The 25,066-nt window shown below is 54.8% G+C and carries 24 protein-coding genes; 16 read left to right on the top strand and 8 right to left on the bottom strand.

The window, feature by feature from the left end:
- Positions 1-205: 205 nt before the first annotated feature.
- Both EUZ85_RS12970 and pdxB read left to right on the top strand, forming a co-directional pair.
- Positions 206-1,387: a DEAD/DEAH box helicase gene (locus tag EUZ85_RS12970; protein ID WP_127969684.1), complete on the top strand. Its 1,182-nt coding sequence runs from the start codon at positions 206-208 to the stop codon at positions 1,385-1,387.
- A gap of 30 nt (positions 1,388-1,417) precedes the next feature.
- Positions 1,418-2,563, top strand: coding sequence for a 4-phosphoerythronate dehydrogenase PdxB (pdxB, locus tag EUZ85_RS12975; protein WP_127969685.1), 1,146 nt, complete (start codon positions 1,418-1,420; stop codon positions 2,561-2,563).
- Position 2,564: 1 nt separating this feature from the next.
- On the opposite strand, the gene EUZ85_RS12980 is transcribed toward pdxB, so the two are convergent.
- Positions 2,565-2,765, bottom strand: coding sequence for a PA1571 family protein (locus EUZ85_RS12980; protein WP_127969686.1), 201 nt, complete (start codon positions 2,763-2,765; stop codon positions 2,565-2,567).
- A gap of 421 nt (positions 2,766-3,186) precedes the next feature.
- On the opposite strand from EUZ85_RS12980, the gene EUZ85_RS12985 reads away from it, so the two are divergent.
- A complete protein-coding gene (locus EUZ85_RS12985) occupies positions 3,187-3,882 on the top strand; it encodes a flagellar brake protein (protein ID WP_127969687.1) in 696 nt (231 codons plus the stop codon).
- 91 nt (positions 3,883-3,973) lie between these two features.
- On the opposite strand, the gene htpX is transcribed toward EUZ85_RS12985, so the two are convergent.
- Positions 3,974-4,855 carry a protease HtpX gene (htpX, locus tag EUZ85_RS12990; RefSeq protein WP_127969688.1) on the bottom strand — a complete coding sequence of 294 codons (882 nt, stop codon included), beginning with the start codon at positions 4,853-4,855 and terminating at the stop codon, positions 3,974-3,976.
- Between the two features lie 233 nt (positions 4,856-5,088).
- Between htpX and EUZ85_RS12995 the strand changes: the two genes are divergently transcribed.
- Positions 5,089-5,940 (top strand): Dimeric alpha-beta barrel, encoded by an 852-nt coding sequence (locus EUZ85_RS12995; RefSeq protein WP_127969689.1) that lies wholly within the window; start codon positions 5,089-5,091, stop codon positions 5,938-5,940.
- On the opposite strand, the gene EUZ85_RS13000 is transcribed toward EUZ85_RS12995, so the two are convergent.
- Positions 5,932-6,840, bottom strand: a complete 909-nt coding sequence (locus EUZ85_RS13000; protein WP_127969690.1) for a LysR family transcriptional regulator — start codon at positions 6,838-6,840, stop codon at positions 5,932-5,934. The genes EUZ85_RS12995 and EUZ85_RS13000 overlap by 9 nt on opposite strands.
- Positions 6,841-7,065: 225 nt before the next feature.
- Between EUZ85_RS13000 and bla the strand changes: the two genes are divergently transcribed.
- Positions 7,066-7,953 carry a class A beta-lactamase gene (bla, locus tag EUZ85_RS13005; RefSeq protein WP_370454962.1) on the top strand — a complete coding sequence of 296 codons (888 nt, stop codon included), beginning with the start codon at positions 7,066-7,068 and terminating at the stop codon, positions 7,951-7,953.
- Between the two features lie 95 nt (positions 7,954-8,048).
- Here the strand turns inward: bla and EUZ85_RS13010 are convergent, their stop codons facing one another.
- On the bottom strand, positions 8,049-8,516 hold the full coding sequence (locus EUZ85_RS13010; protein ID WP_127969692.1) for a hypothetical protein: 468 nt from the start codon (positions 8,514-8,516) through the stop codon (positions 8,049-8,051).
- A 79-nt stretch (positions 8,517-8,595) separates the two neighbouring features.
- A complete protein-coding gene (locus EUZ85_RS13015; protein WP_127969693.1) occupies positions 8,596-9,810 on the bottom strand; it encodes a pyridoxal phosphate-dependent aminotransferase in 1,215 nt (404 codons plus the stop codon).
- A 224-nt stretch (positions 9,811-10,034) separates the two neighbouring features.
- On the opposite strand from EUZ85_RS13015, the gene msrB reads away from it, so the two are divergent.
- The 4 genes from msrB to EUZ85_RS13035 all read left to right on the top strand — a co-directional run bounded on the left by msrB (position 10,035) and on the right by EUZ85_RS13035 (position 12,260).
- A complete protein-coding gene (gene msrB / locus EUZ85_RS13020) occupies positions 10,035-10,454 on the top strand; it encodes a peptide-methionine (R)-S-oxide reductase MsrB (protein ID WP_127969694.1) in 420 nt (139 codons plus the stop codon).
- A gap of 29 nt (positions 10,455-10,483) precedes the next feature.
- Positions 10,484-11,149 carry a DNA-3-methyladenine glycosylase I gene (locus EUZ85_RS13025; RefSeq protein ID WP_127969695.1) on the top strand — a complete coding sequence of 222 codons (666 nt, stop codon included), beginning with the start codon at positions 10,484-10,486 and terminating at the stop codon, positions 11,147-11,149.
- A gap of 158 nt (positions 11,150-11,307) precedes the next feature.
- Positions 11,308-11,787 carry a glutathione peroxidase gene (locus EUZ85_RS13030; RefSeq protein WP_127969696.1) on the top strand — a complete coding sequence of 160 codons (480 nt, stop codon included), beginning with the start codon at positions 11,308-11,310 and terminating at the stop codon, positions 11,785-11,787.
- Complete coding sequence (locus EUZ85_RS13035) at positions 11,784-12,260, top strand: MarR family winged helix-turn-helix transcriptional regulator (RefSeq protein ID WP_127969697.1); 477 nt, start codon at positions 11,784-11,786, stop codon at positions 12,258-12,260. Before EUZ85_RS13030 ends, EUZ85_RS13035 begins: the two co-directional genes overlap by 4 nt.
- A gap of 6 nt (positions 12,261-12,266) precedes the next feature.
- Here the strand turns inward: EUZ85_RS13035 and EUZ85_RS13040 are convergent, their stop codons facing one another.
- The 3 genes from EUZ85_RS13040 to EUZ85_RS13050 all read right to left on the bottom strand — a co-directional run bounded on the left by EUZ85_RS13040 (position 12,267) and on the right by EUZ85_RS13050 (position 16,153).
- The gene (locus tag EUZ85_RS13040) at positions 12,267-14,660 is read right to left on the bottom strand and encodes an ATP-binding protein (RefSeq protein WP_127969698.1); all 2,394 of its coding nucleotides are present in this window, start codon (positions 14,658-14,660) and stop codon (positions 12,267-12,269) included.
- A 99-nt stretch (positions 14,661-14,759) separates the two neighbouring features.
- Positions 14,760-15,539: a hypothetical protein gene (locus EUZ85_RS13045; RefSeq protein ID WP_127969699.1), complete on the bottom strand. Its 780-nt coding sequence runs from the start codon at positions 15,537-15,539 to the stop codon at positions 14,760-14,762.
- A 122-nt stretch (positions 15,540-15,661) separates the two neighbouring features.
- On the bottom strand, positions 15,662-16,153 hold the full coding sequence (locus EUZ85_RS13050) for a histidine phosphatase family protein (RefSeq protein WP_127969700.1): 492 nt from the start codon (positions 16,151-16,153) through the stop codon (positions 15,662-15,664).
- A gap of 167 nt (positions 16,154-16,320) precedes the next feature.
- Between EUZ85_RS13050 and EUZ85_RS13055 the strand changes: the two genes are divergently transcribed.
- From EUZ85_RS13055 to ushA, 7 genes are all read left to right on the top strand, one after another.
- Positions 16,321-17,313, top strand: a complete 993-nt coding sequence (locus tag EUZ85_RS13055) for a BMP family protein (RefSeq protein WP_127969701.1) — start codon at positions 16,321-16,323, stop codon at positions 17,311-17,313.
- A 241-nt stretch (positions 17,314-17,554) separates the two neighbouring features.
- Positions 17,555-19,099: an ABC transporter ATP-binding protein gene (locus EUZ85_RS13060; RefSeq protein ID WP_127969702.1), complete on the top strand. Its 1,545-nt coding sequence runs from the start codon at positions 17,555-17,557 to the stop codon at positions 19,097-19,099.
- Positions 19,099-20,199: an ABC transporter permease gene (locus EUZ85_RS13065; RefSeq protein ID WP_127969703.1), complete on the top strand. Its 1,101-nt coding sequence runs from the start codon at positions 19,099-19,101 to the stop codon at positions 20,197-20,199. Before EUZ85_RS13060 ends, EUZ85_RS13065 begins: the two co-directional genes overlap by 1 nt.
- On the top strand, positions 20,196-21,161 hold the full coding sequence (locus EUZ85_RS13070; RefSeq protein ID WP_127969704.1) for an ABC transporter permease: 966 nt from the start codon (positions 20,196-20,198) through the stop codon (positions 21,159-21,161). Before EUZ85_RS13065 ends, EUZ85_RS13070 begins: the two co-directional genes overlap by 4 nt.
- Positions 21,162-21,236: 75 nt before the next feature.
- The gene (locus EUZ85_RS13075; RefSeq protein WP_127969705.1) at positions 21,237-22,109 is read left to right on the top strand and encodes a ribokinase; all 873 of its coding nucleotides are present in this window, start codon (positions 21,237-21,239) and stop codon (positions 22,107-22,109) included.
- A 3-nt stretch (positions 22,110-22,112) separates the two neighbouring features.
- Positions 22,113-23,084: a nucleoside hydrolase gene (locus EUZ85_RS13080; protein WP_127969706.1), complete on the top strand. Its 972-nt coding sequence runs from the start codon at positions 22,113-22,115 to the stop codon at positions 23,082-23,084.
- A 314-nt stretch (positions 23,085-23,398) separates the two neighbouring features.
- Positions 23,399-25,045 carry a bifunctional UDP-sugar hydrolase/5'-nucleotidase UshA gene (ushA, locus tag EUZ85_RS13085; RefSeq protein WP_127969707.1) on the top strand — a complete coding sequence of 549 codons (1,647 nt, stop codon included), beginning with the start codon at positions 23,399-23,401 and terminating at the stop codon, positions 25,043-25,045.
- The last annotated feature ends 21 nt before the right edge of the window (positions 25,046-25,066 follow it).

Consider the following 25,066-nt stretch of genomic DNA (forward strand, 5'->3'; position numbering starts at 1 on the left):
ATAAGCGGTGCGCGATGGAGCGTCCGCGGATAAGCTTCTCAATATCCCATTCACTGAGCTTTTCGCGAAGAGCGGGCGGTTGGCGAATGAGGCGTTGGCGGGCTTGTTTTAAACAACTTATTGCAAACATTGCAGGTCCAGTCGCCCATCGCATAAAGTATGTGGTTTGGACTACGTCGGTTTGCCGGGAATATCTTCAAAAATCATGACAGTTAGTGATCAAACGACGGATAACGCCGTCCTCTTTTCTTCTCTGAATTTACATCCAAAACTTGAGCAGGCTATTCGCGATCTGAATTTTGAGCGCTGCACTCCGATTCAGGGGCAGACGCTGCCGCACACGCTGCAGGGAGTGGACCTGATCGGTCAGGCGCAGACAGGCACCGGCAAGACCGCCGCGTTCCTGATCACCATTCTACAGCGACTGGTTTCCAACCCGATCCCAACGGAAGAGCGTTTCTCCAGTGAGCCGAGAGCATTGGTGGTGGCGCCGACACGGGAACTGGCGCTACAGATCGAGAAAGACGCCTGTGCGCTCGCGAAACACCTGAAACTGAACATCATTTCCGTCATTGGCGGCACGCAGTTGGATCGCCAGCGCAGAAAGCTGCGGGACGAAGCCGTGGATCTGCTGATCGCCACGCCGGGCCGTCTGCTTGATCATCTCACCAGCGCCGACATTTATCTGGATCAGGTGGAGGTGCTGGTGCTGGACGAAGCGGATCGCATGCTGGACATGGGTTTCATTCCCGACGTCAAACGCATTGTCCGGGCGACGCCGAGAGAGCGGCAGACTCTGCTGTTCAGCGCGACCTTCAGCGAAGACATCAAAAATCTGGCGCGGCGCTGGACTGAAGAACCGGTGGAAGTCATGCTGGCGGTGGATCACCTTCCCGCCAAAACCGTGGATCAGCGCGTTTACATGGTGGAAAGCAGCGCCAAGCGCAAGCTGTTGGTGAACCTGCTGAAGGACAGTGAAACCCGTCGCGTGATCGTATTTTGTAACCGCCGCGACGAAACCCGCAGTCTGTCGGAAGCCTTGAATCGCCATTCCATCAAAAATGAGCTGATATCCGGCGAGCTACCCCAGCAGAAACGTGTGAAGACGCTGGAACGCTTTCGTAAAGGCGACTTCCGTGTGTTGGTCGCCACTGATGTCGCGGGCCGTGGTCTGCATATCGATGGCGTGACTCACGTAGTCAATTACAATCTTCCCGACGACCCGGAAGATTACGTTCACCGTATCGGACGCACCGGGCGCGCAGGCGCGACGGGCGTCTCCATCAGCTTCGCCTGTGAGGATGATTCCTTCCTGATTCCGGAACTGGAGAAATACCTGGGTCATGAGCTGGCTCTGATTCACCCGGATGATGATTTACTGCAGTAGCCGAGCATACCGACCAAGAGGAAAGGGAAGATGAAAATAGTTGCAGATGAGAATATTCCGCTACTGCAGCCGTTTTTCGGATCAATGGGAGAAATTCATACTCTTCCGGGACGTGAAATCAGCAACGAGCACCTGCGTGACGCAGATGTGCTGCTGGTGCGCTCCGTGACCAGGGTGGACGAACGCCTGCTGGAAAATACCGGCGTGAAGTTTGTCGGCTCCGCCACTATTGGTTGCAACCACGTCGACATGGACTACCTCACTTCTCGGGGGGTGGGGTTCAGTAATGCGCCAGGCTGCAACGCCAGCGCAGTGGTCGAGTATGTGGTGAGCTGTCTGTCCGTCCTTAGCGAACAGTTGGGTTTCGAGCTGGAAGACAAGACCGTGGGCATTATCGGGCGCGGTGAAATCGGCGGGCGTCTTGAACGCGCGCTGACCTTGCTGGGGCTTGAGGTGAAATCCAACGATCCTCCCAGAGAAGCTGCTGGAGAGCAGAATCTGTTTCCCTTGGAAGAGGTATTGCAGTGCGACATTATCACGCTGCACACGCCGTTGACGGATTCAGGTCCCTACCCAACGCAGGGTTTGCTGAACGCGGCGATGATCGAGAATCTGCGTTCGGACCAGATCCTGATCAACACCTGTCGCGGCGAAGTGATCGACGAAGCTGCGCTTAAGGGTCGACTGCAGAGAGGGGATGGCCTGACCGTTGCGCTTGACGTTTGGAACAACGAGCCCGCTATTGATGTGGAGCTGGCGATGCTTTGCCACTTCGCTACGCCGCATATTGCGGGCTACACACTGGATGGGCGCACGGCGGGAACAGAGATCATATATCAACACCTGAGCCGCTATCTCGGCTTGCCGGTAAGGCACAAACTGGGGCAGTTTTTGCCCGAGCCGCCGCTGCGCAGAATGGCGTTTTCCTCTGGAGTAGATCCAGACTGGGCGTTGCACACGGCGATCAGAGCAAGTTATGACGTGCGCCACGATGATAGTCAGCTGAAGCGCACCTTGCGTCTGGATGCGCCCATACGGGCGCAAGAGTTTGATCGTTTACGCAGAGAGTATCGCGTGCGCAGAGGGTTTGATCGCATCAAGATTGAACTCAAGGGCGGCAAAGCGGATCTTCTGGCCACCCTGAGCGCGGTTGGGTTTAACCTCAGCTCGAAATAGCTCAGCCCTTCTGCCGCTGGCGCATATTCATGTGCTGGCGGCTCCACGGATTCCAATTATCCTCCATTGCTTTCAGCGCCTGCTGAATCATTGCCTCAGTGATGGGGATCTCTTCGCCGTTTTCCGTAATGATGGCGGCGCCGTTCATGCGTTCGTCGTCGCCAGTCTCGCTTGCCGATTTACGCCAGTTGTTCGCTTGCATTTGCCCGGACCTCCAGAGTTTGCACCAGCCTAAACTTGTCTCATGACGATCCCGTGACACGAGATGGACATCTGTTTTCGGCGTTTTTGCTCTCGGCAGACGTCCTTATATCTAAAATTAGCCCATGGCGTCAGCTTGAGCCATCAGGCTCAGGAAGGCTCTCCCAAGGCATTATCGATAGAAAATGCGAAAAAGCTCGAAAAGTGGACGATAATATATTGAAAGGCAAACCAACCTGAATTGGCGCTTATTTGTGAATCATTGCAAAAAAATGACTATTCGGGCTCACAAGCAGCGACAGACGGTCGATACTAAACTGTCGAAATTATCGTCACGGAAAGAGGCGATCAATCCATTCCGGCATGAATAAAGGCGTTACAATGTAGACGTCGCTGGATACTAGTCTTGGAGAAATGGCTGAGTGGGTGATAAAGCAGCGGTGTATTCTCCCAAGGATGTGGAAATACCATTTGAAAAGCTGGGACTGCAAGTTGGCGATCCTTTGCATCTGGAGAGCATGGACCAGAGTGCGCGCTATCATGTGCGGTTAATCGGGTTTGTGCCTGGACAAAGCGTAATGGTCACAACGCCTGTCGTGGATGGCAAACAGTTGATTTTGAAAAAGGATCGCCCGTTCACCGTGCGCTCTGTAGCGAAGAATAAAGTGTGCGCTTTCACCAGTCAGGTCAAGCACATGGCGCTTCAGCCGTTCGCCCATGTCCATCTGGAATACCCCAAAGAGCTTTTGGCGCTGCAAGTACGCAATGCTGAACGACTCAAGGTCGAAATTCACACTCAGGTCAACAGCGACTTCGATACTGGCTTGGGCGACTGGCCGAAAGAGGCTGTGATTATCGATATCAGTAAGACCGGCGCCGGGGTGAAATCCATCGTAAAGCTGGGGGACGCCGGAGAAGAAGTGATTCTGCGTTTCGCTTTGACGGTGGCGGATATCACCAAAACGTTCAACGTCACCGGCATTATTCGCAATCGCACCATCATGGATCAGGATGATGCGCCTTTCAGGTATCTATATGGCGTGCAGTTCACCGGGTTGTCTGATGCGGCGAAAATCGTCATCAGCGGCTTTGTGCATGAGCTGCAATTGTCCAAGTAATCAATCTGATGTCGCTTGGATGCATAGAGCGAAACGACAAAGCCCGGTGTCTAAACCGGGCTTTTTTGGTTGAGCTGAGCTTTAACGGTTCTTAACGATTGGCGGCAAGAGCGGCGATACGCTCATCCAGGGGAGGGTGGCTGGAGAACAGGGCTTTAAAACCCTGTTTGACTCCCTCGGTTATGCCAAAAGCGGTCAGCGTGTCAGGCATTTCATTCGGCGACTGCGTCTCGGCTTTCAAGCGTTGCAGCGCCGCTATCATGGCTCCAGAACCCGCCAGTTTGGCGCCCATGGCGTCGGCGCGGAACTCCCGTTTACGGGAAAACCACATGACAATAATGGATGCGAGAATGCCCAGCACTATTTCAGCAAAAATAGTGGTGATGAAAAAGCCGATGCCGTGACCGTTTTCATTTTTGAAGACCGCCTTGTCGACAATGTTGCCAATTATTCGAGCGAAGAACATCACGAAGGTGTTGATAACGCCCTGTATCAGCGCCAGGGTGACCATGTCGCCATTGGCGACATGCCCGATCTCATGGGCCAGTACGGCGCGAATTTCATCTTTGCTGAAGCGGCGCAATAGCCCTTCGCTGACCGCCACCAGAGCGTCATTTTTGTTCCAGCCTGTCGCGAAGGCGTTGGACTGTTGGGCGGGGAAAATCCCCACCTCCGGCATCTTGATGCCCGCTTCGCTGGAAAGCTCTCTCACTGTGTCCAGCAGCCAGCGCTCCACCGCGTCACGGGGCTGCCCGATCACTTGGGTGCGGGTGGACATCTTCGCCATCCACTTGGACAGGAAGAGCGATATCATCGCGCCGCTCATGCCGAATACGGCGCAGAAGATAAGAAGCGAGGTGAGATTCAGTCCGCTGCCCTGCAAATAGGGTTCAACCCCCAAAAGCCGCAACGTCACGCTCGCAACAAGCACTACAGCAATGTTGGTTGCCAGAAACAGTAGAATCCTGAACATAGTCGCCTCAAACTAAAGGGATAAGCCTACTGGGAAAATATGTTTCGGGTGGGGGAAAATCAATAAACCAGGGATTAAAGATTATTAACCGATCAGGGTGCGGAATACGCTTTTTAAAACGTAAAGCTCTAAAGATGGGCAAGTGTAAGAGAGGGGCGTTTTTCAACGAGGTTTTCGCCATTGTTCGTGGCGCAAAAAAGTGGATTGAGGTTTGATTAGGGAGTGGAAGGAGCGTGACGGTTTCGATTTTTCTGGATGATGCATGTGAAGAGCTGGAGAAGCGGGCGGAGGGGGAAAAGGTCGCTCTGGTGTTTCATTTGAAAATAAAGCGCGGCGAGGCGTATCTGAGTTGGCTGCGAGAGAGTGTGAATCGGTGCGGAGGCGAGCGGTTGTTCCGTGTGCAGGCGGACCCGGTCGCAAGGGAAGGGATGTGGCTGGATGAAATTCTGATTGATGAGTTTCCTTCGCCCAAGGCTGCGTTGAATTTTATGGCGACTCATGGCGAAGCTTTACGGAGGCATTGTGAGTCGTGGGCGGTACTGGCGGTGGTTCCTGAGTCGCCTTGGCTGTTTCGGATGGTGAGATGGATGTCCGGGCTGATTCAGGTGTTTAAAGGCGTTCGTGATACGGGGACGCCCGCTGCCGGTTGGGCGGCTGAAAACGCGGCGATTTGGCCTGATAAGGCTCAGATGGAGGTTGCTCGAAGTCAAAACCTGGATGCGCCCTTGTTTGTCTACAACCTGAATAAATACAAAGCGATAGCGGAGTATCAGGAGGGAGCAGAGCCCGAGCCTTCCGTTAGCGGCAAGGAGGCCTATGATCGCTACGCCAAATTGGCTGGATTTGAACTCATGCGGCGAGGCGCGTTTCCTGTATATGGCGGAACGCCGATCTGTTTGTTGGCGGGAGAGCCGGACTGCATGCTGCAGGATAGCTGGGATAAATTTATTTTTGTTCGTTATCCGCAGAGAAGGAATCTACTGACTACGATAGAAGGCGATGCGTTTGGTGAGAGCCAGAAGCATCGCGATGCGGGACTGGCGCGAGTGGCGATATTCATGGCCAGTCCGGTTGGCTCAGGCTGACCCTTGCTCCTTGCGGGACAGATTCTCCGTTTCCACACGCTGCGTTATCCAACCTTGAAACGCATCCATTGCTGGCGTTGGCGCTCGGGACTTCAGTCGCGTCAACCAGTACCCGCCTTCTGAAATGAAGCAAGAAAATGGCTGTTGAATAGCGCCAGAGGCGAGGTGGCGGGCGAACATCAGTGGTGGCGCCAGCGCCACGCCCACCCCCTGCAGGGCGGCTTCCATCATGGCGATGGAAGAATCGAAAACAATGCCCTTTATCAGGTTAGCCGGTTGCGCCATGCCGGCGGCGGCGAACCAGTTGCTCCATTCGTTGGCGCGATAGGATCGCAGTAGTGTGTGTCCGCTCAAATTCTCCGGCGTACGCAACGTTTCCGCCAGGGCGGGGATGCATAAAGGCGTTAATGGCGCTTCGAAAAGCGGTGCGGCGTCGACGCCATGCCAGGCGCCGTCCCCAAACCGGATGGCGTAATCCAGGCCTTCCGCAGCGATATCCACACGGTTGTTATTAGTCGACAGGCGTATTTCCACAAAGGGATGTTGCTGCTGGAAGTCCGCCAGCCTCGGCAGCAACCATCCCACCGCGAAGGTTCCCACTACACCCAACGACAGTACTTCGCGAACTTGGCCCCCTTCAAGTCGGGACAACGCCTCTGACATACGGTCGAACGCCTGATTGACGGTGGGTAGCAGCGCTTCGCCTTCTGGTGTGATCATGAGTCCGCGGGGCAGGCGTTTGAACAACTTCACGTTGAGTCGTTCTTCCAGCACTTTGACCTGGTGGCTGACGGCGGCCTGAGTGACGCAAAGTTCAATGGCGGCCTGGGTGAAGCTCAGGTGTCGCGCGGCTGCTTCAAAAGCTCGGATGGCGTTAAGAGGAAGGTGTGGTCTGGCCATGTATGCCCAAATTTTATTTATAGCTAATGCAAAAATTGGTCGTTTGTTCTCAATTCCTCTGAATCATAAGCTATCGATCCCTAAGCGTTAAGGGCTTCGTCGCTGGTTTGGTATAAATATAATTTGTGCTTGCAAGCCAAACCCTTTTTCTACGGTTGATAGATCAACGCTTAGTCACTTCATTCAACATGGCGAGTAATCTTGGAGATACTTATGAGTTTTTTGGTGACGCGTCGTCGTTTGGCGGCGTTACTGGGATCAGCGTGCGTAGGCGGTCTATTGATGCTTTCCGGCGTCAGCGCAGCGGCGGATAAGCCTGTTCAGTTGGAAAAGGTTTTTGCGAAACTGGAAGATCGGTTGGGCGCGCGCATGGGGGTGATGGTGCTGGATACGCAGACCGGTCGGACCTGGGAGCAGCGCGGACAGGAGCGTTTTCCTTTGTGCAGTACATTTAAAGTGCTGGCCTGTGCGGCGTTGCTGGCGAAAGTGGACGCCGGTGAGGAAAATCTGACGCGCCGCGTACAGATTCAAGCCAGGGACATCGTGACCTATTCTCCTGTCACCAAAGACCGTATCGGCGGAGAGGGAATGACTCTGGGAGAGTTGTGTCATGCGGCCATGACCAAAAGCGATAACACCGCAGCCAATCTGGTGCTGAAAGCGGTCGGCGGTCCGCCCAAATTGACGGAGTATCTGCGTGGTCTGGGGGACGAAATCACCCGTCTGGATCGGTGGGAAACTGAACTGAACGAGGCAACGCCGGGCGACCCGCGTGATACGACCTCGCCAGCGGCGATGGCGTCTACGTTGAGGAAGCTGTTCTTGGATTCTCCGCTGTCGCCCGCGTCCCGTCAGCAACTGACCAACTGGTTTCTCGCCAACGAAACTGGCGACGCCAAGCTGCGCGCAGGTTTGCCGCAAGACTGGCGCATCGGCGATCGCACCGGCGGCGGAGCCTATGGCTCCACCAACGACGTGGCGGTGATCTGGCCAACGGGGCGCGAGCCTTTGATTGTGGCCGTGTATATCACAGAGACGGAGGCGGCTTTTGACGATCGCAACAAGACGATTGCCGATGTCGGTCGGGCAGTAGGGGCGGCGTTTCAGCCCTGAAGTCGGGATCGTTAAAGCGAATGTTCAAAACAAGGGTAAACCGGGTTTACCCTTGCGTATCTGGCGAGCTCAAAGGAGATGGCGCCTAAGTGCTATCAGGGTTGCGCAGGTGCAAACAGGATGCACTGCATGAGTTCCGCCAATTGCGTGGAGGTCGCTTTATGCAGTGCTTTCTTTATGAGCTGGATATTGCTCATGGCGGTATTGGGCATGGCGTCGCCGCTTTCTTCCAGAGCTGTGATGAAGCGTTGCAGGGTCGGCGAGACTACCTGATTGACAGCCAGACTGTTGAGTTTCAAAAAGGCCGGCTGAGTCAGCACCGCCTGATCGATGGCTTCCTGCCTGATGGTGTCCACAAAGCGAATCAGCCCCTCTTCCGACAGCCAGATCATGGCGGCGAAACAGGCCTGATGTCGCACACTGTGCAGCCCGAACTCGTCCGGCGTGTCCGCGCCGGAAATATCCTCCACAAAGACGGCGCTTTTGCGGGGAAAAGAGTTATAGAGCTGAATCAGGACCTTGGCTGCGTCCTTGTAGAACTCTTCTATGTGTATTTCTGGCACAATTCAATTCTCGGTTAGTTCGCTATTTCTCTATTCAGGCGGACGCTTACCGGAGCGCGTCCGCCGCAAAGGCGACGAATTACTGTTCGTAGCCTTGCAGGAAGTGGCTGATACGGCCAACCGCGCCCTCCAGTTCATCCACCCTCGGCAGGAACACCAGACGAAAATGCTGCGTGTCCGGCTGATTGAAGGCGGAGCCCTGAACGATCAGGATGCGCTCCTGCCGCAACAGATCCAGCACCATTTTTTCATCATTGTGGATGGTCAGTACCTTGGGGTCTATTTTAGGGAAAAGGTACATGGCGCCGCGAGGTTTGACGCAACTGACGCCGGGGATCTGCGAAATCAGATTGTAGGCGGTGTCACGCTGCTCCAGCAGACGTCCGCCCGGGGCCACCAGGTCGTTGATGCTCTGGTAGCCGCCCAATGCGGTTTGAATACCAAGTTGCGCTGGCACGTTGGAGCACAGACGCATGGAGCTGAGCATGGTCAGGCCTTCAATGTAGTCATGGGCGCGCAATTTGGCTCCGCTGACGATCAACCAGCCGGCGCGATAGCCCGCCGCCCGATAGTTCTTGGACAGGCCGTTGAAGGTCAGGAACAACAGATCGTCCGCCAATGAGGCGATACAGGTGTGCTCTGCTTCATCGTAGAGAATCTTGTCGTAAATCTCGTCGGCAAGGACGATCAGGCGATGGCGGCGCGCCAGCTCTACGATTTGCTGCAACAATTCCCGGGAATAGACGGCGCCGGTGGGGTTGTTGGGGTTAATAATGACGATCGCCTTGGTGCGCTCGGTAATCTTGCCTTCGATATCCGCAATGTCCGGGAACCAATCTGACTGCTCATCGCAGCGATAGTGGACGGCGCGACCGCTGGACAAAGTAACGGCGGCGGTCCACAGGGGATAATCCGGCGCGGGGATCAATACCTCGTCATTGGTGTTCAGCAACGCCTGCATCGCCATGACGATCAGCTCGCTGACGCCATTGCCCAGGTAAATATCCTCGATATCCACGTTGGCGATGCCGCATTGCTGGGTGTAATGCTGCACCGCCTTGCGCGCGGCGAACAGACCTTTAGAATCCGCATAACCTTGCGCATGGCTGAGGTTGTAAATAACGTCCTGCTGGATCTCTTCCGGAACGTCAAACCCGAATGGGGCGGGGTTGCCGATATTGAGTTTCAGGATTCGATGGCCTTCTTCTTCCAGGCGTTTTGCTTCCTGGAGCACTTGTCCACGAATTTCATAACAGACGTGGAGCAACTTATTTGATTTCTTGATTTCATGCATACTTAAACCGCTGCCGGGAACTGGCCTATAAGAAACATATATATAGAACATAAAAGGGGGCTGCGTATTATTCAATTGATGTCCCCATAATTACAAGCGGGATGCGGAAAGTCGCATATCGCAGCCTTGTGTCGGCGCCAGGGGCGGAACAATTCAGCGCCGCCTGCGTCAAAGTAAATGGAATATCGTTCAAGCGAGCAGAGAGTAATTGAGTCGGAGGTCTTATGGATAAAGTAAAGAAAAGCGACCAGGAGTGGCGTCAACAACTAACGGATGAGCAATATCGGGTGACCAGAGGCAAGGGGACGGAGCGTCCTTTCACTGGCGAGTATTACGACACGAAAGACGCGGGCGTGTATGTTTGCGTCTGCTGCGGCGAGCCGCTGTTCACCTCGGAGAATAAATATGATTCCGGCTGTGGCTGGCCCAGTTTTTGGGCCCCGATGGACAAAGAAAGAATCACGGAAGAGATGGATATGAGCCATATGATGGTGCGCACGGAAATCCTGTGCAGTAAGTGCGATGCGCACCTGGGGCATGTTTTTGACGATGGTCCGCAACCCACCGGGCAGCGCTACTGTGTGAACTCCGCTTCACTGCGCTTTCATTCCGCTGACGGCGACGCCAAACAGGAAGACGAATAACCGGCGCTCGGCGTCTCAGGAGAATTATCGTGAAATTTGCAGATCGGCTGGCGGCGGTGCGGGACCGCTTCGGCTCCGACGAGGCCATGCGCGCTGCGTTATCGGTAGCGGCGGATGCGGAGCAACTGACGCAACAGTCCGACGCTTACTATCTTTCCAATATCAGTCGGCGGATATTTCGCGCGGGGCTGAAACACAGTTTTGTCGACTCTCGCTGGCCGGCTTTTGAAGAAGCGTTTTTCGGCTTTGAGCCGGAGAAAGCGGAGCTGTTGTCGGAATCCGACCTGGATGAGCGTATGAAAGACGCCCGGCTTATCCGGCATTGGGGCAAGATGTGCTCGATTCCTTATAACGCCGCGATGGTGAGAGAAATCTCCCGCGTCCATGGCGGTTTCGGTTGTTTTCTTGCTGAGTGGCCGGAGACGGATATTGTCGGACTGTGGCGTTATCTCGCCAAACAGGGCAAGCAAATGGGCGGGCAATCAGGGGCGCGTTTCTTGCGTATGGTTGGCAAGGACACCTTTTTGCTGACGGATGATGTGGTCGCCGCCCTGAAAGCGATGGGCGTAGTGGAGAAAATCCCGACTTCGCAAAAGCAATTGCAGCACACCCAGTCGTTTTTCAATGAGTTGGCGCACACCTATTCGTTGCAGCTATGTCAGCTGAGTCAGATCCTTGCCTACAGCGTTGGCTAATCGCTGGGAAAAACAGGTAGGGGCCGAGTAAAGAATGATCGCCGCCTGGAGCCTGTCTGGCGGCGATGTTTTGTGACCCTGGACGCAAAAGATCTCAGGAGAGATTGAAAATATATATTGTGCACAATATTATTTTTTAAAATACAAAGGAGGAACCTATGAGCGTTTACGACTATCAGGTAGAGGACATTAAAGGCGCGAAGCGGGACATGTCTGAATTCAAGGGCAAGGTTCTGTTGATCGTCAACACCGCCAGCAAGTGCGGCTTCACGCCACAGTTTTCCGGTCTGGAGTCCTTGTATGAGAAATACAAAGATCAGGGCCTGGAAGTCTTGGGATTTCCCTGCAACCAGTTCATGCAGCAAGATCCGGGTAAGAACGCGGAGATCGCGGAGTTTTGCCAGCTTAACTATGGCGTCAGCTTCCCGATGTTCGCCAAGATCGATGTTAACGGCGACAGTGCGCATCCCCTTTATAAGTTTCTGAAGAGTCAGTCTAAAGGGCTTTTGGGGACGGAAGCGATTAAGTGGAACTTCACCAAGTTTCTGGTGGACAAGAACGGCGAAGTTCTTGAGCGCTTTCCGCCTACCGCTACTCCAGAAAAGCTGGAAAAGCCGATCAAGGAACTGCTGGCGTGACCATCCCTGCTTGTCAGGAAGGACGGGAAGACCAGTTGCTGGCGTTGGATAACCAGATTTGTTTTCTGTTGTATTCCTGTTCCCGCAGCATGACCTCTCTCTACCGCCCCCTGCTGAATGAGCTGGGGCTGACCTATCCGCAGTATCTGGCCATGCTGGTGCTGTGGGAGGGAGATAGGTCCGGCGAGGCGATGAGCATCAAGCACATTTGCGAGCGCCTGTTACTGGATACCGGGACGGTGACGCCCTTGCTGAAGCGACTGCAGCAACAGGGGCTGATCACCCGTCAGCGTTCAGCGGAAGACGAGCGTAGCGTTTTGCTGGGGCTGACTGACGCGGGAAGGGAGCTTAGGGCGCAGGCGGCGAAGGTGCCGATGCAATTGCTGTGTAAGGCGAACGTGGCGATTGAGGAGCTTGAACGCTTGAAAGGCGATTTACGCGGCTTTCTGGACCGCATTCAACAACTGAGCTGAGACAGTTTAGGCGAATTTGCTGCTGGCGGCCGCTGCGACAGGGTCTTCCAGCCATTTCGCCAGCATTTGGGTGAGCGCTTTTTTCTCGTAAGGCTTGGTGAGGTAATCATTCATGCCACAGCTGAGGCAGCGCTCTTTGTCGCCCTGCATGACGTTGGCGGTGACCGCGATGATAGGCAGGGCGTCATACTTGGCGTTCTGACGAATCAGTCGTGTAGCCTCGTAGCCATCCATGACCGGCATATGGCAGTCCATCAGAATGATGTCGTAGTGGTCGTTACCCACCAGATCCATGGCGTCCTGTCCGTTATTGGCGATGCTGACTTCGTAGCCCAGCTTGCGCAGGATGGTTTTCGCCACCAGTTGGTTAACCTGATTATCTTCCACCAACAGCACATGTTTCTTGCCTACCGGCGCCTCCGGCATATCCGTTCCTTCCGTAATCACCGCAGCCCCGCCAGGGTTGGCGGCCTTGTACAGGGTGTCGTAAAGCCTGTCGCGGCTAACCGGCGCACTGATCATTTGCTCGATACGCATGGCTTTGAAGGCGTCGGTGTCAGACGGAATGTTTTGTCGCGCCACCAGAATCATATGCACGTTATCGATGTCCTGATGCTCTACCAGCAACGGAGACAGGGAGCGGGAGTCAAATAAGATGATGGTGTTGGCCTCAAAGCGCTGTTCTTTCAGCTGAACGTCCTGCGGATGCTCATAGGGGTAGGAGGCGCAGGGCAACTTCCAGTTTTGCAGTTCGGCGCTGATGCATTCAAAGGTGCGATTCTCTGTCTGATGCAGCAGCACGAAATGATGCTTGAACAGGCTTTCGTCCACCTTCGGGCTGGGCGTGTTGTGGTCCGCCAGCAGGGGAAGGGTGACCATGAAACTGCTGCCGCGTCCTCGTTCCGAAATCACCTCGATCTTACCGCCCATGTGGGTGACCAGCTGGCGACACAATGTCAGACCAAGGCCGGTGCCGCCGTATTTGCGGGTGATATCGGCGTCGCCTTGAGAGAAGGGGGAAAATATAGACTCCAGCCGATCCGCTTCGATGCCGATGCCGGTGTCGGATACGCGGATTTCCACGCTCTGATTTTTCAGAATGCTCAGGCTGACGGTGACGCTGCCGGTTTCCGTGAATTTAATAGCGTTACCAGTCAGGTTGCTGACGATCTGGCGAATACGGGTGGGGTCGCCGTAGACTCGTTCAGGGAAAGTGGGGTCGATATTGGTGTACAGGGCCACATTCTTGGCGTGAGCGTTTTGCGCCAACAGGCGTGACACGTCTTCGACGGTCTTGCGAAGATCGAAGGCGATGTTCTCCAGGGTAAGCTTGCCAGCTTCCACTTTGGATATGTCCAGGATGTCGTTGAGCAACTCCAGCAAGGCGACGCCGGAGCTGTAGGCGACATTAAGCTGCTCTTTCTGCTTCTCAGACAGCGGCTCTTCCAGCGTCAGGCTGATCATGCCCAGCACGCCGTTGAACGGGGTGCGGATTTCGTGGCTCATATTGGCGAGGAAGTCCGCCCGGGCTTTGGCGCGGCTGACTGCCTCCTCTTTAGCGACACGCAGGTCGTGGTTGCTCTTGATGAGCTGTTTGTTCTTCTCGGACAGCTCTTTGGTGCGACTGTCGACAATTTGCTCTAACTGCTCTGAATAGGTCTTCAGACGGGACTCGGCTTTCTTCAGCTTGTTCAGGTTCTCATCGATTGCCTGCAGCTGGTTGTTGGTGGAGTTGACCAGGACGCCGATTTCATCCATCTCATGGCCCTTGGGAACGGGTAGACGGATTTTCTCAGGGGTTTCCGGATCGACTTCGCTGACCGCAGAGATAACTTTCACCAGGGGTTGGGTCAGCATGATATAGAACAGAATCAGCAGCACCGCGGAAAGGATCAAGCTGCGTAAAAAGCCGGACACCAGGGTAAATGCCGCCCGTTTAAGGAACTCTGCGCCGCTGGGATAAGTGTCCACGACCACATTCAGGTCGCCCAGGACAAAGTCATTCAGTTGCGGTACGAATAGCGTTTCAGTATAGGTGCGGCTGGGTTGGAACAGCAGGTCGCTGAGCCAGCGGTAGGCGGAGGTTTGTGGCTCGCGCTCTTTGCTCGCCAGCAGTCGATTGTCCGTGTCGATAATCTCCGCATGGATGATCGAGGGATGTTCAAGTAGCCCGTCCAACAGCTCCGCGGCGAGTCGGGCGTCGATGTTATAGGCGATCTGCGAGGCCGGCGCATGGCTGATGGCGACGACCGCGCGAATTTCCGCATCCAGAGAATTTTTTTCGTTGAGAAAGTCGATGATGACCTGAATCAGGCTCAGCACCATACCCAGCAACAACGCTACGGCGACGGTGTTGCGCGCCAGTCGGAAGGATAGTCGGTTGTTGATGCTAATTTTCAAGGGTTATTCCCATGAACGCCAAGCGAGCGGCGGAGATAGAGGAAACTGTCCGGCGCTCCGCCGGTCAGGAAAGCATAAGCGCTGTCCAGGCCGTCCGCTCTAATCATAAGACTGCTTTTTCTTCCATTTTTCTTCTTCTGTCACCATCTTGTCCAACTGCGCGCTCAGTCTGTCGCTTCCCTCGGCAACTGCTTCCGATTTGCTGTGCGCCGCTTCGGTGGCAAGTTTTTCCAGCTCTTTGATGCGTTGACGATAAATAAGCATGCTTTTCTGCGCAAGGGGATTCTTCTCTATTTTACCCAAAGCCTCGATAGCGTCATGGTAATGATGAATGGCGACGCGCGGCCGGTTGGTGGCTTGGGCGTGTTTGGCCTTGTTAACGTGGGAATCCGCCAGGGAGCGTACAATCAGGAACTGGGTGTTGAGAAGGTGTTTGACGCCGGTTTTCTTTTCTATGCGGCCTTTTTGGACCTGCACTTCGATAAACTTGTACAGCCCTTTAAGCAGTTTGCGGACTTCCTGCATCACCGCCTGGTTTTGTAAGTCGAGCTGAGGGAAGTCGGCCTGGCTCTTTATATTCTCCTTTATTACCTCCCACTCTTCGGCCTGGCTTTCATGGTCGCCCCGATGACCGAGATTGGCGAGCTCTTTGATGGTTTCCTGGGCGCGAGTCACCACCAGCAGACGAATGTCTTTGGGGGCGTATTGTGGCGGCAAACCTGTGGCCAGCGCTTTAAACAGCCGCAAGCGGTCAAGCAAAGCATTGAGCTGACGTTGCCGGGCGTCCTTCGCCTTTTCGCGCCACTGTCCCAAGTAAATCAGAAGCAACACCAAAATAATGACGCCGCCTATTAAGGCGGTAATATTCGTTGCAGACATCTGGGTCGTATATTTTCTATATAAATTTAGAACTTACGGAAAGTATAGATGAAACTGGGAAAGTCTACGGATTTCTGCAAAAAAATGTCTGTCTGTGCGAAGAGGGCGACTGCCTGGCGAAACTACGTCGATAGAGACTTTGGCGTTACAAAAAGCTGCAAAACTCCCCGTGTTTGCGATATGTCCGACCAGCGTTCCATGTCAAAGCGGATCTGAGCGACGCCGCAGGTGGGAAGGTTAGCGATGCGGCTGTCGGAAATGGCGTTCAACAAGTCTGTAAAACCGGGATTGTGTCCAATAATTGTGAGATTGGCTTGCGTTTGCTGTTTGATCAGAGCCAGGAGTGTGGTGTAATCCGCCTCGTAAATTTTGGCGTCCTCCTGCACGACTTTTAATAGTGCAGGATTGTCTTGGCCCAGTAGTTGCAGCGTTTGCCGGGTTCTGCGCGAAGGACTCAGCAGGCATACATCGGTGGAGAATTTCATATTCTTCAGGAAACCGCCAATCTTGGGCGCGTCCCGCAATCCCCGTTTCCCCAGCGGCCTTTCCAAATCAGGCAGTTGTGGATTCTCCCAGGAGGATTTTGCGTGACGGATCAGGGTCAGGGTATGCATGAGGGGCCGCCTGAATTTGCGCGAACTCGTATTTATAACGTGAAAATTATTCTGCCATCAATAATTCTGGCGTGCGTCAACATTGTGCGTCGATGGAGAATTGTAATAGCATCCGCACTGTAATGATAAAAAGATCGTTCAGTCCTAGATCTACCAAGGATAATTATATGAAAAAAACTATAATTGCTGCTTGTATGGGGTTAACTTTGGTTCAGCCGGCGATCGCCGCGGACTTCAAACCGGCCGTTGTTTACGATAAAGCCGGCAAGTTCGACAAATCATTCAATGAAGCGGTTTTTCGAGGAGCGGAAAAGTTTAAAAAGGACACCGGCGTTGAAGTGAAAGAGGTGGAGCCTACTAATGAGGCTCAGGTTGAACAGGGTCTTGAAAAATTGGCTCGTCGCGGCTCCAGCCCGATTGTGGCGGTTGGTTTCAGTCAGGCGAATGCGGTGGCTTCCGTCTCCGCGAAATATCCGGACGTTCAGTTCACATTGATCGACATGGTGGTGGAGAACCCTAACGTTCACTCCATCGTGTTCAAAGAGCATGAAGGCTCGTTCCTGGTCGGCGCATTGGCGGCGATGAAGTCCGCAACCGGTAAAGTCGGTTTCATCGGCGGCATGGACATTCCTTTGATTCGTAAGTTTGGTTGCGGCTTTGAGCAAGGCGCCAAGTACGAAAATCCGAAAGCGGAAGTTTTCACCAACATGATCGGCTCCACCGGCGCGGCGTTCAATAACCCGGGCAAAGCGGCGGAACTCGCCAAGAGCCAGTTTGACAGCGGCGCGGACGTTATCTTCGCAGCGGCTGGCAGCAGCGGCAGCGGCGTATATCAGGCGGCCAAAGACGTGGGCAAGTACGCTATCGGCGTAGACAGCAACCAGAACCACCTGCATCCAGGCACCATGCTGACTTCCATGGTCAAGCGTGTTGACGTAGCGGCGTACAGCAACTGGATGGCGGCCAAAGACGGCAAGTGGGAGCCAGGTATTGAAGCGCTGGGGTTGGCGGAGAACGGCGTTGATTGGGCGCTGGACGAACACAACCGCGCGCTGGTGACCAAGGAAATGGAAGAGAAAGTCAATCAGATCAAGGCGGATATCATTTCCGGCAAGATCAAAGTACACGACTACATGTCTGACAACAGCTGCAAATACTAAGCGGGTTGTGAATTTAACGACGGCGTTGTAAGCGCCGCCACGAAAGAAATATCGCCGGGCGTGAAGGGCCTGAAGCCGGGTTTTTAATCGTCCCGGGACAAGTTTTTTCTTGCCCGGGTTTGTCATTTATCTTGACTACTTGGTCAGAAAAATGAGAAAAAACCCCTGCGCGGGTGCTTAAGCCCGGCGGATTTCCGAGTAAACTAACAACCGATAAACCAATTCGGGATTTCCCATTTCCATGACTAGTAACGCATTGCAGCTTGAGAGTATCAGCAAGCGGTTCGGCGCTGTATTGGCTAATTCAGACGTTAGCCTTTCAGTCGAACAGGGAACTATACACGGCGTCATTGGTGAAAACGGCGCAGGTAAGTCGACCCTGATGAGCATACTCTACGGCTTTTACCAGGCGGACAGCGGTTCCATCAAAGTTTTCGGCAAGGAAGCAAAAATCCACGATTCTCAGGACGCCATCGACGTCGGCATCGGCATGGTGCATCAGCACTTTATGCTGGTGGATACCTTCACTGTGCTGGAGAACATTACTCTGGGTTGCGAAGGCAGTATGTTGCTGAGCAAGGGCCAGGCGCAGGCGCGCGAGGCTTTGAGTAAACTGTCCAGGGAGTACAACCTTAAAGTTGACCCTGACGCCCTGGTTGGCGAGCTGCCGGTCGGCGTACAGCAGCGGGTGGAAATCCTGAAAGCGCTGTACAAAGGCGCAAAAATTCTGATCCTGGACGAGCCCACCGGCGTACTGACGCCACAGGAAACAGACGACCTGTTCAAGATTCTGCTGTCGCTGAAGGAACAGGGCGTGACCGTCCTTTTGATCACACACAAACTGAAAGAAATCATGCACGTGACGGATAATGTGTCCGTTATGCGCCAAGGCAAGATGGTGGCCCATCGCCACACTGCTGAAACCAACCCTGAAGAACTCGCTGAGCTGATGGTCGGGCGCAAGGTTGTTCTGCAATTGGAGAAGCCTGCGACTGACGCCGGCTCCAAGGCGCTCACCGTCTCCAACCTGAAAGTGCGCGACGCCCAGGGTATTGAGCGGGTGAAAGGGGTCTCCTTTGAAGTCGCGGCTGGTGAAATAGTCGGTATCGCAGGAGTGTCCGGCAATGGACAGACGGAATTGATGGAAGCGCTGGCGGGCATGGTCTCGCCGGAATCCGGGGAAATTCGCTACGGCGACCTGTTGATTTCCGCTGATCATAAAGTCTGCCCTGCAGAGATGCGCAAAGCCGGCGTAGCTCACGTACCGGAAGACCGCCATCGGGTCGGTCTGGTGACTTCCTTCAGCGCCAGTGAAAACGCCATTCTGGGCTATCATCGCAGCTCCGCCTGGAACAGTAAGGGCATACTAAGCGGCGCCACTGTTGGCAAGCACTGCGCGGAATTGATGGCCGATTTCGACGTACGTCCCCAGGACCCCACCCTTAAATGCGCCAACTTCTCCGGCGGCAACCAGCAAAAACTCATCCTCGCCCGTGAACTCGATCAGACGCCGAAGGTGTTGCTGGTAGGCCAGCCGACTCGCGGCGTGGACATCGGGGCGATCGAGTTTATTCACCAGCGTTTGCTGGATATGCGTAACCGCGGCGGCGCTATTCTGTTGGTATCCGTAGAGCTGGATGAGATTCTTTCTCTGAGCGACCGCATCATCGTCATGTGCGACGGCCGCGTGACTGGAGAGTTAGCCGCCTCGGAGGCGGATGAATGTACGCTGGGGCTGATGATGTCGTCGTCCCGGGATATCAACGCCAGCGAAGAGAAAGAATAATGAAAGGTCTGGATCGTAATTTGCCCACTTGGGTCAATGTCGGCTTGTTGCCGCTGTTAAACGTCGTTACTGCATTGCTGGTATCCGCCTTGGTGTTTTGGCTGATCGACGTTAACCCGTTGGAAGCGGCTGAAATTCTGTTGTACGGCGCCTTTGGCTATCAGGAAGGCATTGGGTTCACGCTGTATTACACCACTAACTTCATCTTTACTGGTCTGGCTGTGGCGATTGCTTTCCACGTCGGTCTTTTCAATATCGGCGGAGAAGGTCAGGCCTACATTGGCGGCCTGGGCGTCGGTTTACTGTGTCTGGCGTTGGACGCCTCCGTGCCCGGTCCGGTGTTGCTGTTGCTGAGCACTCTGGCCGCTGCGCTATTTGGGGCAGCCTGGGCGTTTATCCCAGGCTGGTTGCAGGCCTATCGCGGCAGCCACATCGTTATCACCACGATCATGTTCAACTTCCTGGCGTCATCGCTGATGGTGTATCTGATGGTGAACGTGCTGCGTGAACCTGGACAGATGGCGCCGCAAAGTCGCGCCCTGGCGGAAACCGCTTGGCTGCCTTTTATGCATGATTTGTTCGCGGCGATTGGCATTGAATTTGAGCGTTCTCCATTGAACATTTCTCTGTTCCTGGCTTTGCTGTGCGCATTTGGGGCCTGGGTATTTATCTGGAAAACCAAGTGGGGTTATGAGATTCGCACCGTAGGCAGCAACCAGCAGGCGGCGGTCTACGCAGGCATTAAACCCGCACGGGTGATGTTGCTGGCCATGGCCATCTCCGGCGCTTTGGCGGGCTTTGTCGGCGTTAACGAAATCAATGGAGTGCAGCATCGACTGTTGCTGGATTTCCATTATGGATACGGCTTCGCAGGTATTGCGGTTGCGCTGATGGGACGTAACCATCCCATTGGCATCGTGCTGGCGGCGTTGTTGTTCGGCGCGTTGTATCAGGGCGGCGCTGAGCTGGCTTTTGAAATGTCCAACGTGAACCGGGACATCGTCGTGGTCATGCAGGGTCTGGTTATTTTGTTCTGTGGCGCCTTGGAGTTTTTGTATAAGCCCTTGATCGCCAATATGTTCAAGGAGAAAACGGCATGATCGATACCTTGATTCTCACTTTGGACGCCACCATGCGAGTGTCCACGCCTCTGATATTCGCCGCCTTCGCAGGTATGTTTTCTGAGCGTTCCGGCGTGGTGGACATCAGCCTGGAAGGTAAGATGCTGGCGGCGGCGTTCACCGCTGCAGCGGTCGCTTACCTGACCAATTCCGCATGGTTGGGCCTGGGCGCAGCCATTATGGTTTCCGTGTCTTTGGCGATGTTGCACGGCGTCGCCTGCGTCACCTTCCGTGGCAATCAGGTCGTCAGCGGCGTGGCTATCAATATACTGGCCGCAGGCCTGACGATGACGCTGGGCCTGAGCTGGTTCAAGCAGGGCGGACAAACTCCGCAGCTGACTGACGCCGCCCGCTTTTCCATTATTGAGTTCCCGGGCGCGGAAATGATGAGAGATGTGCCGGTGATTGGCGGCATCTATTCTGAAATGCTCAGCGGCCACAATATCTTTGTTTATCTGGCCTTTTTGGTCGTGCCGTTCTCTTGGTGGTTGTTGTTCCGTACGCGCTTCGGTTTGCGTCTGAGAGCCGTTGGCGAGAACCCGAAAGCGGTGGACACAGCAGGGATTTCCGTGCACCGCATGCGCTACGCAGCACTACTGTGCGCAGGCATTCTGTGCGGCTTCGCCGGCGCCTATATCTCCTCCGCGCAGAATGCGCAGTTCGTACGGGACATGACCGCAGGGCAGGGCTTTATCGCGCTGGCGGCGTTGATTTTTGGTAAGTGGCGTCCTTTGCCTGTACTGGGCGCCTGTCTGCTGTTCGGATTCCTCGACGCTGTCGCTGTGCGCTTGCAGGGCGTGGAAATTCCTGGATTGGGCAAGGCGCCGATTCAGCTGATTGAGGCGCTGCCTTACATCCTGACGGTAGTCTTGTTGGCTGGCTTCTTTGGCAAAGCGGTGGCGCCCAAGGCGATCGGCTTGCCCTATGTGAAAGAACGTTAGGTCAAACACTGACAAAGACATATCTGCGTCGCCAGGGCTTGACCATTTAGCCTTGGCGACGACCTAAGGAAGACTATGAAAGTTCTGAATTTCGGTTCCATTAATATTGATTATGTCTACCGGGTGCCTCACTTCGTGCGCCCGGGGGAAACACTGGCCAGCGACTCGCTGACGACAGTTTTAGGCGGTAAAGGCGCTAATCAATCTATCGCACTGGCGCGCGCCGGCGTCAAAACCGCTCATTTGGGACGAGTGTCCGCGGCGGACGCCTGGGCGGTAGATCTGATGCGCGAGAGCGGCGTAGATGTTTCCACGGTCTCGCAAATCACCGAGCCCAGCGGTCACGCCATCATTCAGGTGGATGACGCGGGTGAAAACGCCATCGTGTTGTTTGGCGGCGCCAACCGCAGCTTTTCCCAACAAGAAGTGGTTTCTGCTGTTTCCGCTCTGGACGAAGGCGACTGGCTGCTTATGCAAAACGAATGTAATGGCGTGGAATGGGCGATCGCCGCCGCAGCGGAGCGCAAGGTGAAAATTGCGTTCAATCCTGCGCCGATGACGCAAGACGTCAAGACGCTGCCTTTGGAGCAGGTTGATCTGTTGATTCTGAACGCCATGGAAGCCTGTGATCTGGCGGAAACCGCGGATGCTGACGCTGCATTGCAGGCTCTGGCGAGCAAATACCCAAACACTACGGTTGTGGTGACATTGGGCGGCGAAGGCGCTTTAGTCATGAGCGTCGGCGAGACCGTCACCCGTCCGGCGGACAAAGTGACCCCCGTCGACACCACGGGCGCTGGCGACACCTTTGTCGGCTATTTCCTGGCTTCGCTTATTTCCGGTTATGAACATTCCGCCGCTCTGGCCAGAGCGGTCAAAGCGGCCGGCATTGCGGTCACCCGTCCCGGCGCTTCTCCCAGTATTCCAACCGCCCAGGAGGTGGATTGATTTATGTACCCAATTATTATCGATACGGATCCCGGTGTAGATGATGCGATGGCGATCGCTTTTGCTCTGGCGCATCCTGAGATTGAACTGGTGGGCCTGACCACTGTTTTCGGCAATGTGCCTGTAGCTCGCGCTACTCGCAACGCGCTGGCTCTCGCGGAGCATTTTGGCGTTCCAAACCTGCCGGTGGCGCAAGGCGCCAAATACCCTTTAGTACAGTCGCCGCTGCCGCATCCTGATTTCGTTCACGGCGCGGACGGCCTGGGCAACATGGATTATGACGCTCCTCAAGGGCAAGCCGTGGCGCAAAGCGCAGCGGAGTTTATCGTTGAGCAGGCGAATCGCCTGAATGGCGAACTGACTGTCGTGGCGATTGGTCCATTGACCAACCTGGCGCTGGCGCTCAAGCTGGACCCGGACCTGCCCAGTAAGTTGCGTTCTCTGGTGATCATGGGCGGCGCAGTTGACGAGCCTGGCAACGTGTCGCCTATCGCCGAGGCGAATTTCCTGTCTGATCCTCATGCCGCGGACGTGGTGTTGGGCGCAGACTGGCCAGCGGTTATCGTTGGCCTGGATGTCACGCATAAAATCATTCTTACGGACAGCAATCTGGCGCAACTGCGCGACAACGCCGGTGAAACCGGTAAATTGCTGTGGGAAACCAGCCGTTTTTATGTGAATTACTATTCCAATACCGGCGCGGCGTCCGACCATGACGAAGCGGGCTGTTGTATGCACGACGCCGCCGCGGTGGCTTATGTGGTGGCTCCGGAGCTGTTCACCTGCATCAGCGGACCCGTGCGGGTCATTAGTGAAGGCATTGGAGCAGGGCAGTTGACGATTAATCGCAAAGGCTACACCTATCTGCTCAAGCATTGGGAAGACCGTCCCGCCGCCAAAGTCTGTATGGACCTGGAGGTGGAGAAAGTACGTTCTTTGTTCCTGGACACGATCATCCAGCACAAAGTGCGCTGATCTGATAAATAGAATAATGACGGTAACGAACTTCTCATGATAAAAGGCCCTTGTACTCCAAGGGCCTTTTGCGAAGTGAGCGTTACTGAGCGGCCACGGGCGTTTAAGAATAACTCAGCTTAGGGCTTGGGTCTGTTGGCGATTGCTTTCGCCACCCCTTTTTGGCTATTTTCCCTTTCTCATTGCCGGAGACGCGATGCGGCGGCGCAGCCAGCTCGTTGGGGCCTCCACTATGAGTAATGAAAAATGTTTCAAAATCGGCGCTGTTCCCAGAGGACAACGGGCCCGGATATAAAAACAGAAAGGAAAAACACATGGTAGCAAAGCAACGCAAACTGGGCCTGGCCATTCTGGCGGCCTGTTCATTGACGGTCGTCGCCTGCGCCCCGATGCAAACGGGTCCGCAGAAAGACAAGACGTACCATATCACCCTCCTGCACACCAATGACCATCACGGCCGCTTCTGGCCCAACAAGTACGGCGAATACGGACTGGCGGCGCGTAAGGCTCTGGTGGATGAGATTCGTCAGGAGGTGACGGCGGAAGGCGGTCATGTGCTGCTGCTGTCCGGCGGCGATATCAACACAGGCGTTCCTGAGTCTGATTTACAGGACGCTGAGCCGGATTTCAAAGGGATGAACATGGTCGGTTATGACGCCATGGCCATCGGCAACCATGAGTTTGACAACCCGATCGACATTTTGCGTATGCAGGAACAGTGGGCGAATTTCCCCTTCCTGGCGGCGAATATCTACGACTCCAACGGCAAGCGTCTGTTCGAACCCTACAAAGTTTTCAACGTTGACGGCCTGCGTATCGGCGTAATGGGTCTGACGACGGAAGACACCAAGAAACTGGGCAACCCTGAATTTATTGACGCGGTCCAGTTCACCAAACCTGCCGACGAAGCGGCGAAAGTGTTGCCGGAGTTGAAGAAAAAGGCGGATGTCGTTATCGTGGCGACCCATATGGGCCACTACGTTGACGCTAATTACGGCATCAACGCTCCAGGCGACGTTACCTTGGCCAGAACCGTTTCCGGCATCGATGTGATCGTTGGCGGCCACTCCCAGGACCCTGTTTGTATGACTGGCGAGAACCAGCGGAATGAGTCCTACAAGCCGGGCGACCCCTGTATGCCGGATGTGCAGAATGGCGCGCTGATCATGCAGGCGCATGAGTGGGGCAAATATGTAGGGCGCGCGGATCTGGAATACCGCAATGGCGAACTGAAACTGGTTAAATACCAGTTGATCCCCGTTAACCTGAAGAAAAAGGTCAAAAACGCGCAGGGCGAAGACGAGCGCGTGTTCGTGACTGATGAAATCAAGCCGGATCAGAAAGTGCTGGCCTTCCTGCAGCCATACCAGGACAAAGGTCAGGAGCAACTGAATCAGGTTGTGGGCGATGTGGACAAGCGTTTGGAAGGCGACCGCAAAGTGGTGCGTTTCAAACCGACCAACCTGGGCCACCTGATTGCGGCGGCGCAAATGGAAAAGGTAAAAGCGGATCTGGCGGTGATGAACTCCGGCGGCGTTCGCGACAGCATTGACGCAGGGCCGATTACTTACAAAGAAGTGCTGATGGTGCAGCCTTTCGCGAATATGGTCAGCTCCGTCGACCTGAACGGCAAAGAGCTGCTGGACTATCTGCGCATTGTGGCGGAGAAGCCCGTGGACAGCGGCGCTTTCGCCCAGTTCGCCGGCGTGCAGCTGGAAGTAGTAGGCGGCAAACTGAAGTCCGCCAAGGTAAACGGCAAGCCTATCAATCCGAAGCAAACCTACCGCATGGCGATCAATAGCTATATCGCTTCCGGCGGTGACGGCTATCCGAAAATCGACACCCATCCGGGCTACGTGAACAGCGGATTTGTCGATGCGGAAGTGTTGATGAGCTATCTGAAAAAACACTCCCCGGTTAAAGCGGCGGACCACGAAAAAGCGGAAGTTATCCGTAAGTAAGCTTTCCTGAACTGAAAGCGC

It is taken from the genome of Hahella sp. KA22 (assembly GCF_004135205.1).
Lineage (GTDB): Bacteria > Pseudomonadota > Gammaproteobacteria > Pseudomonadales > Oleiphilaceae > Hahella.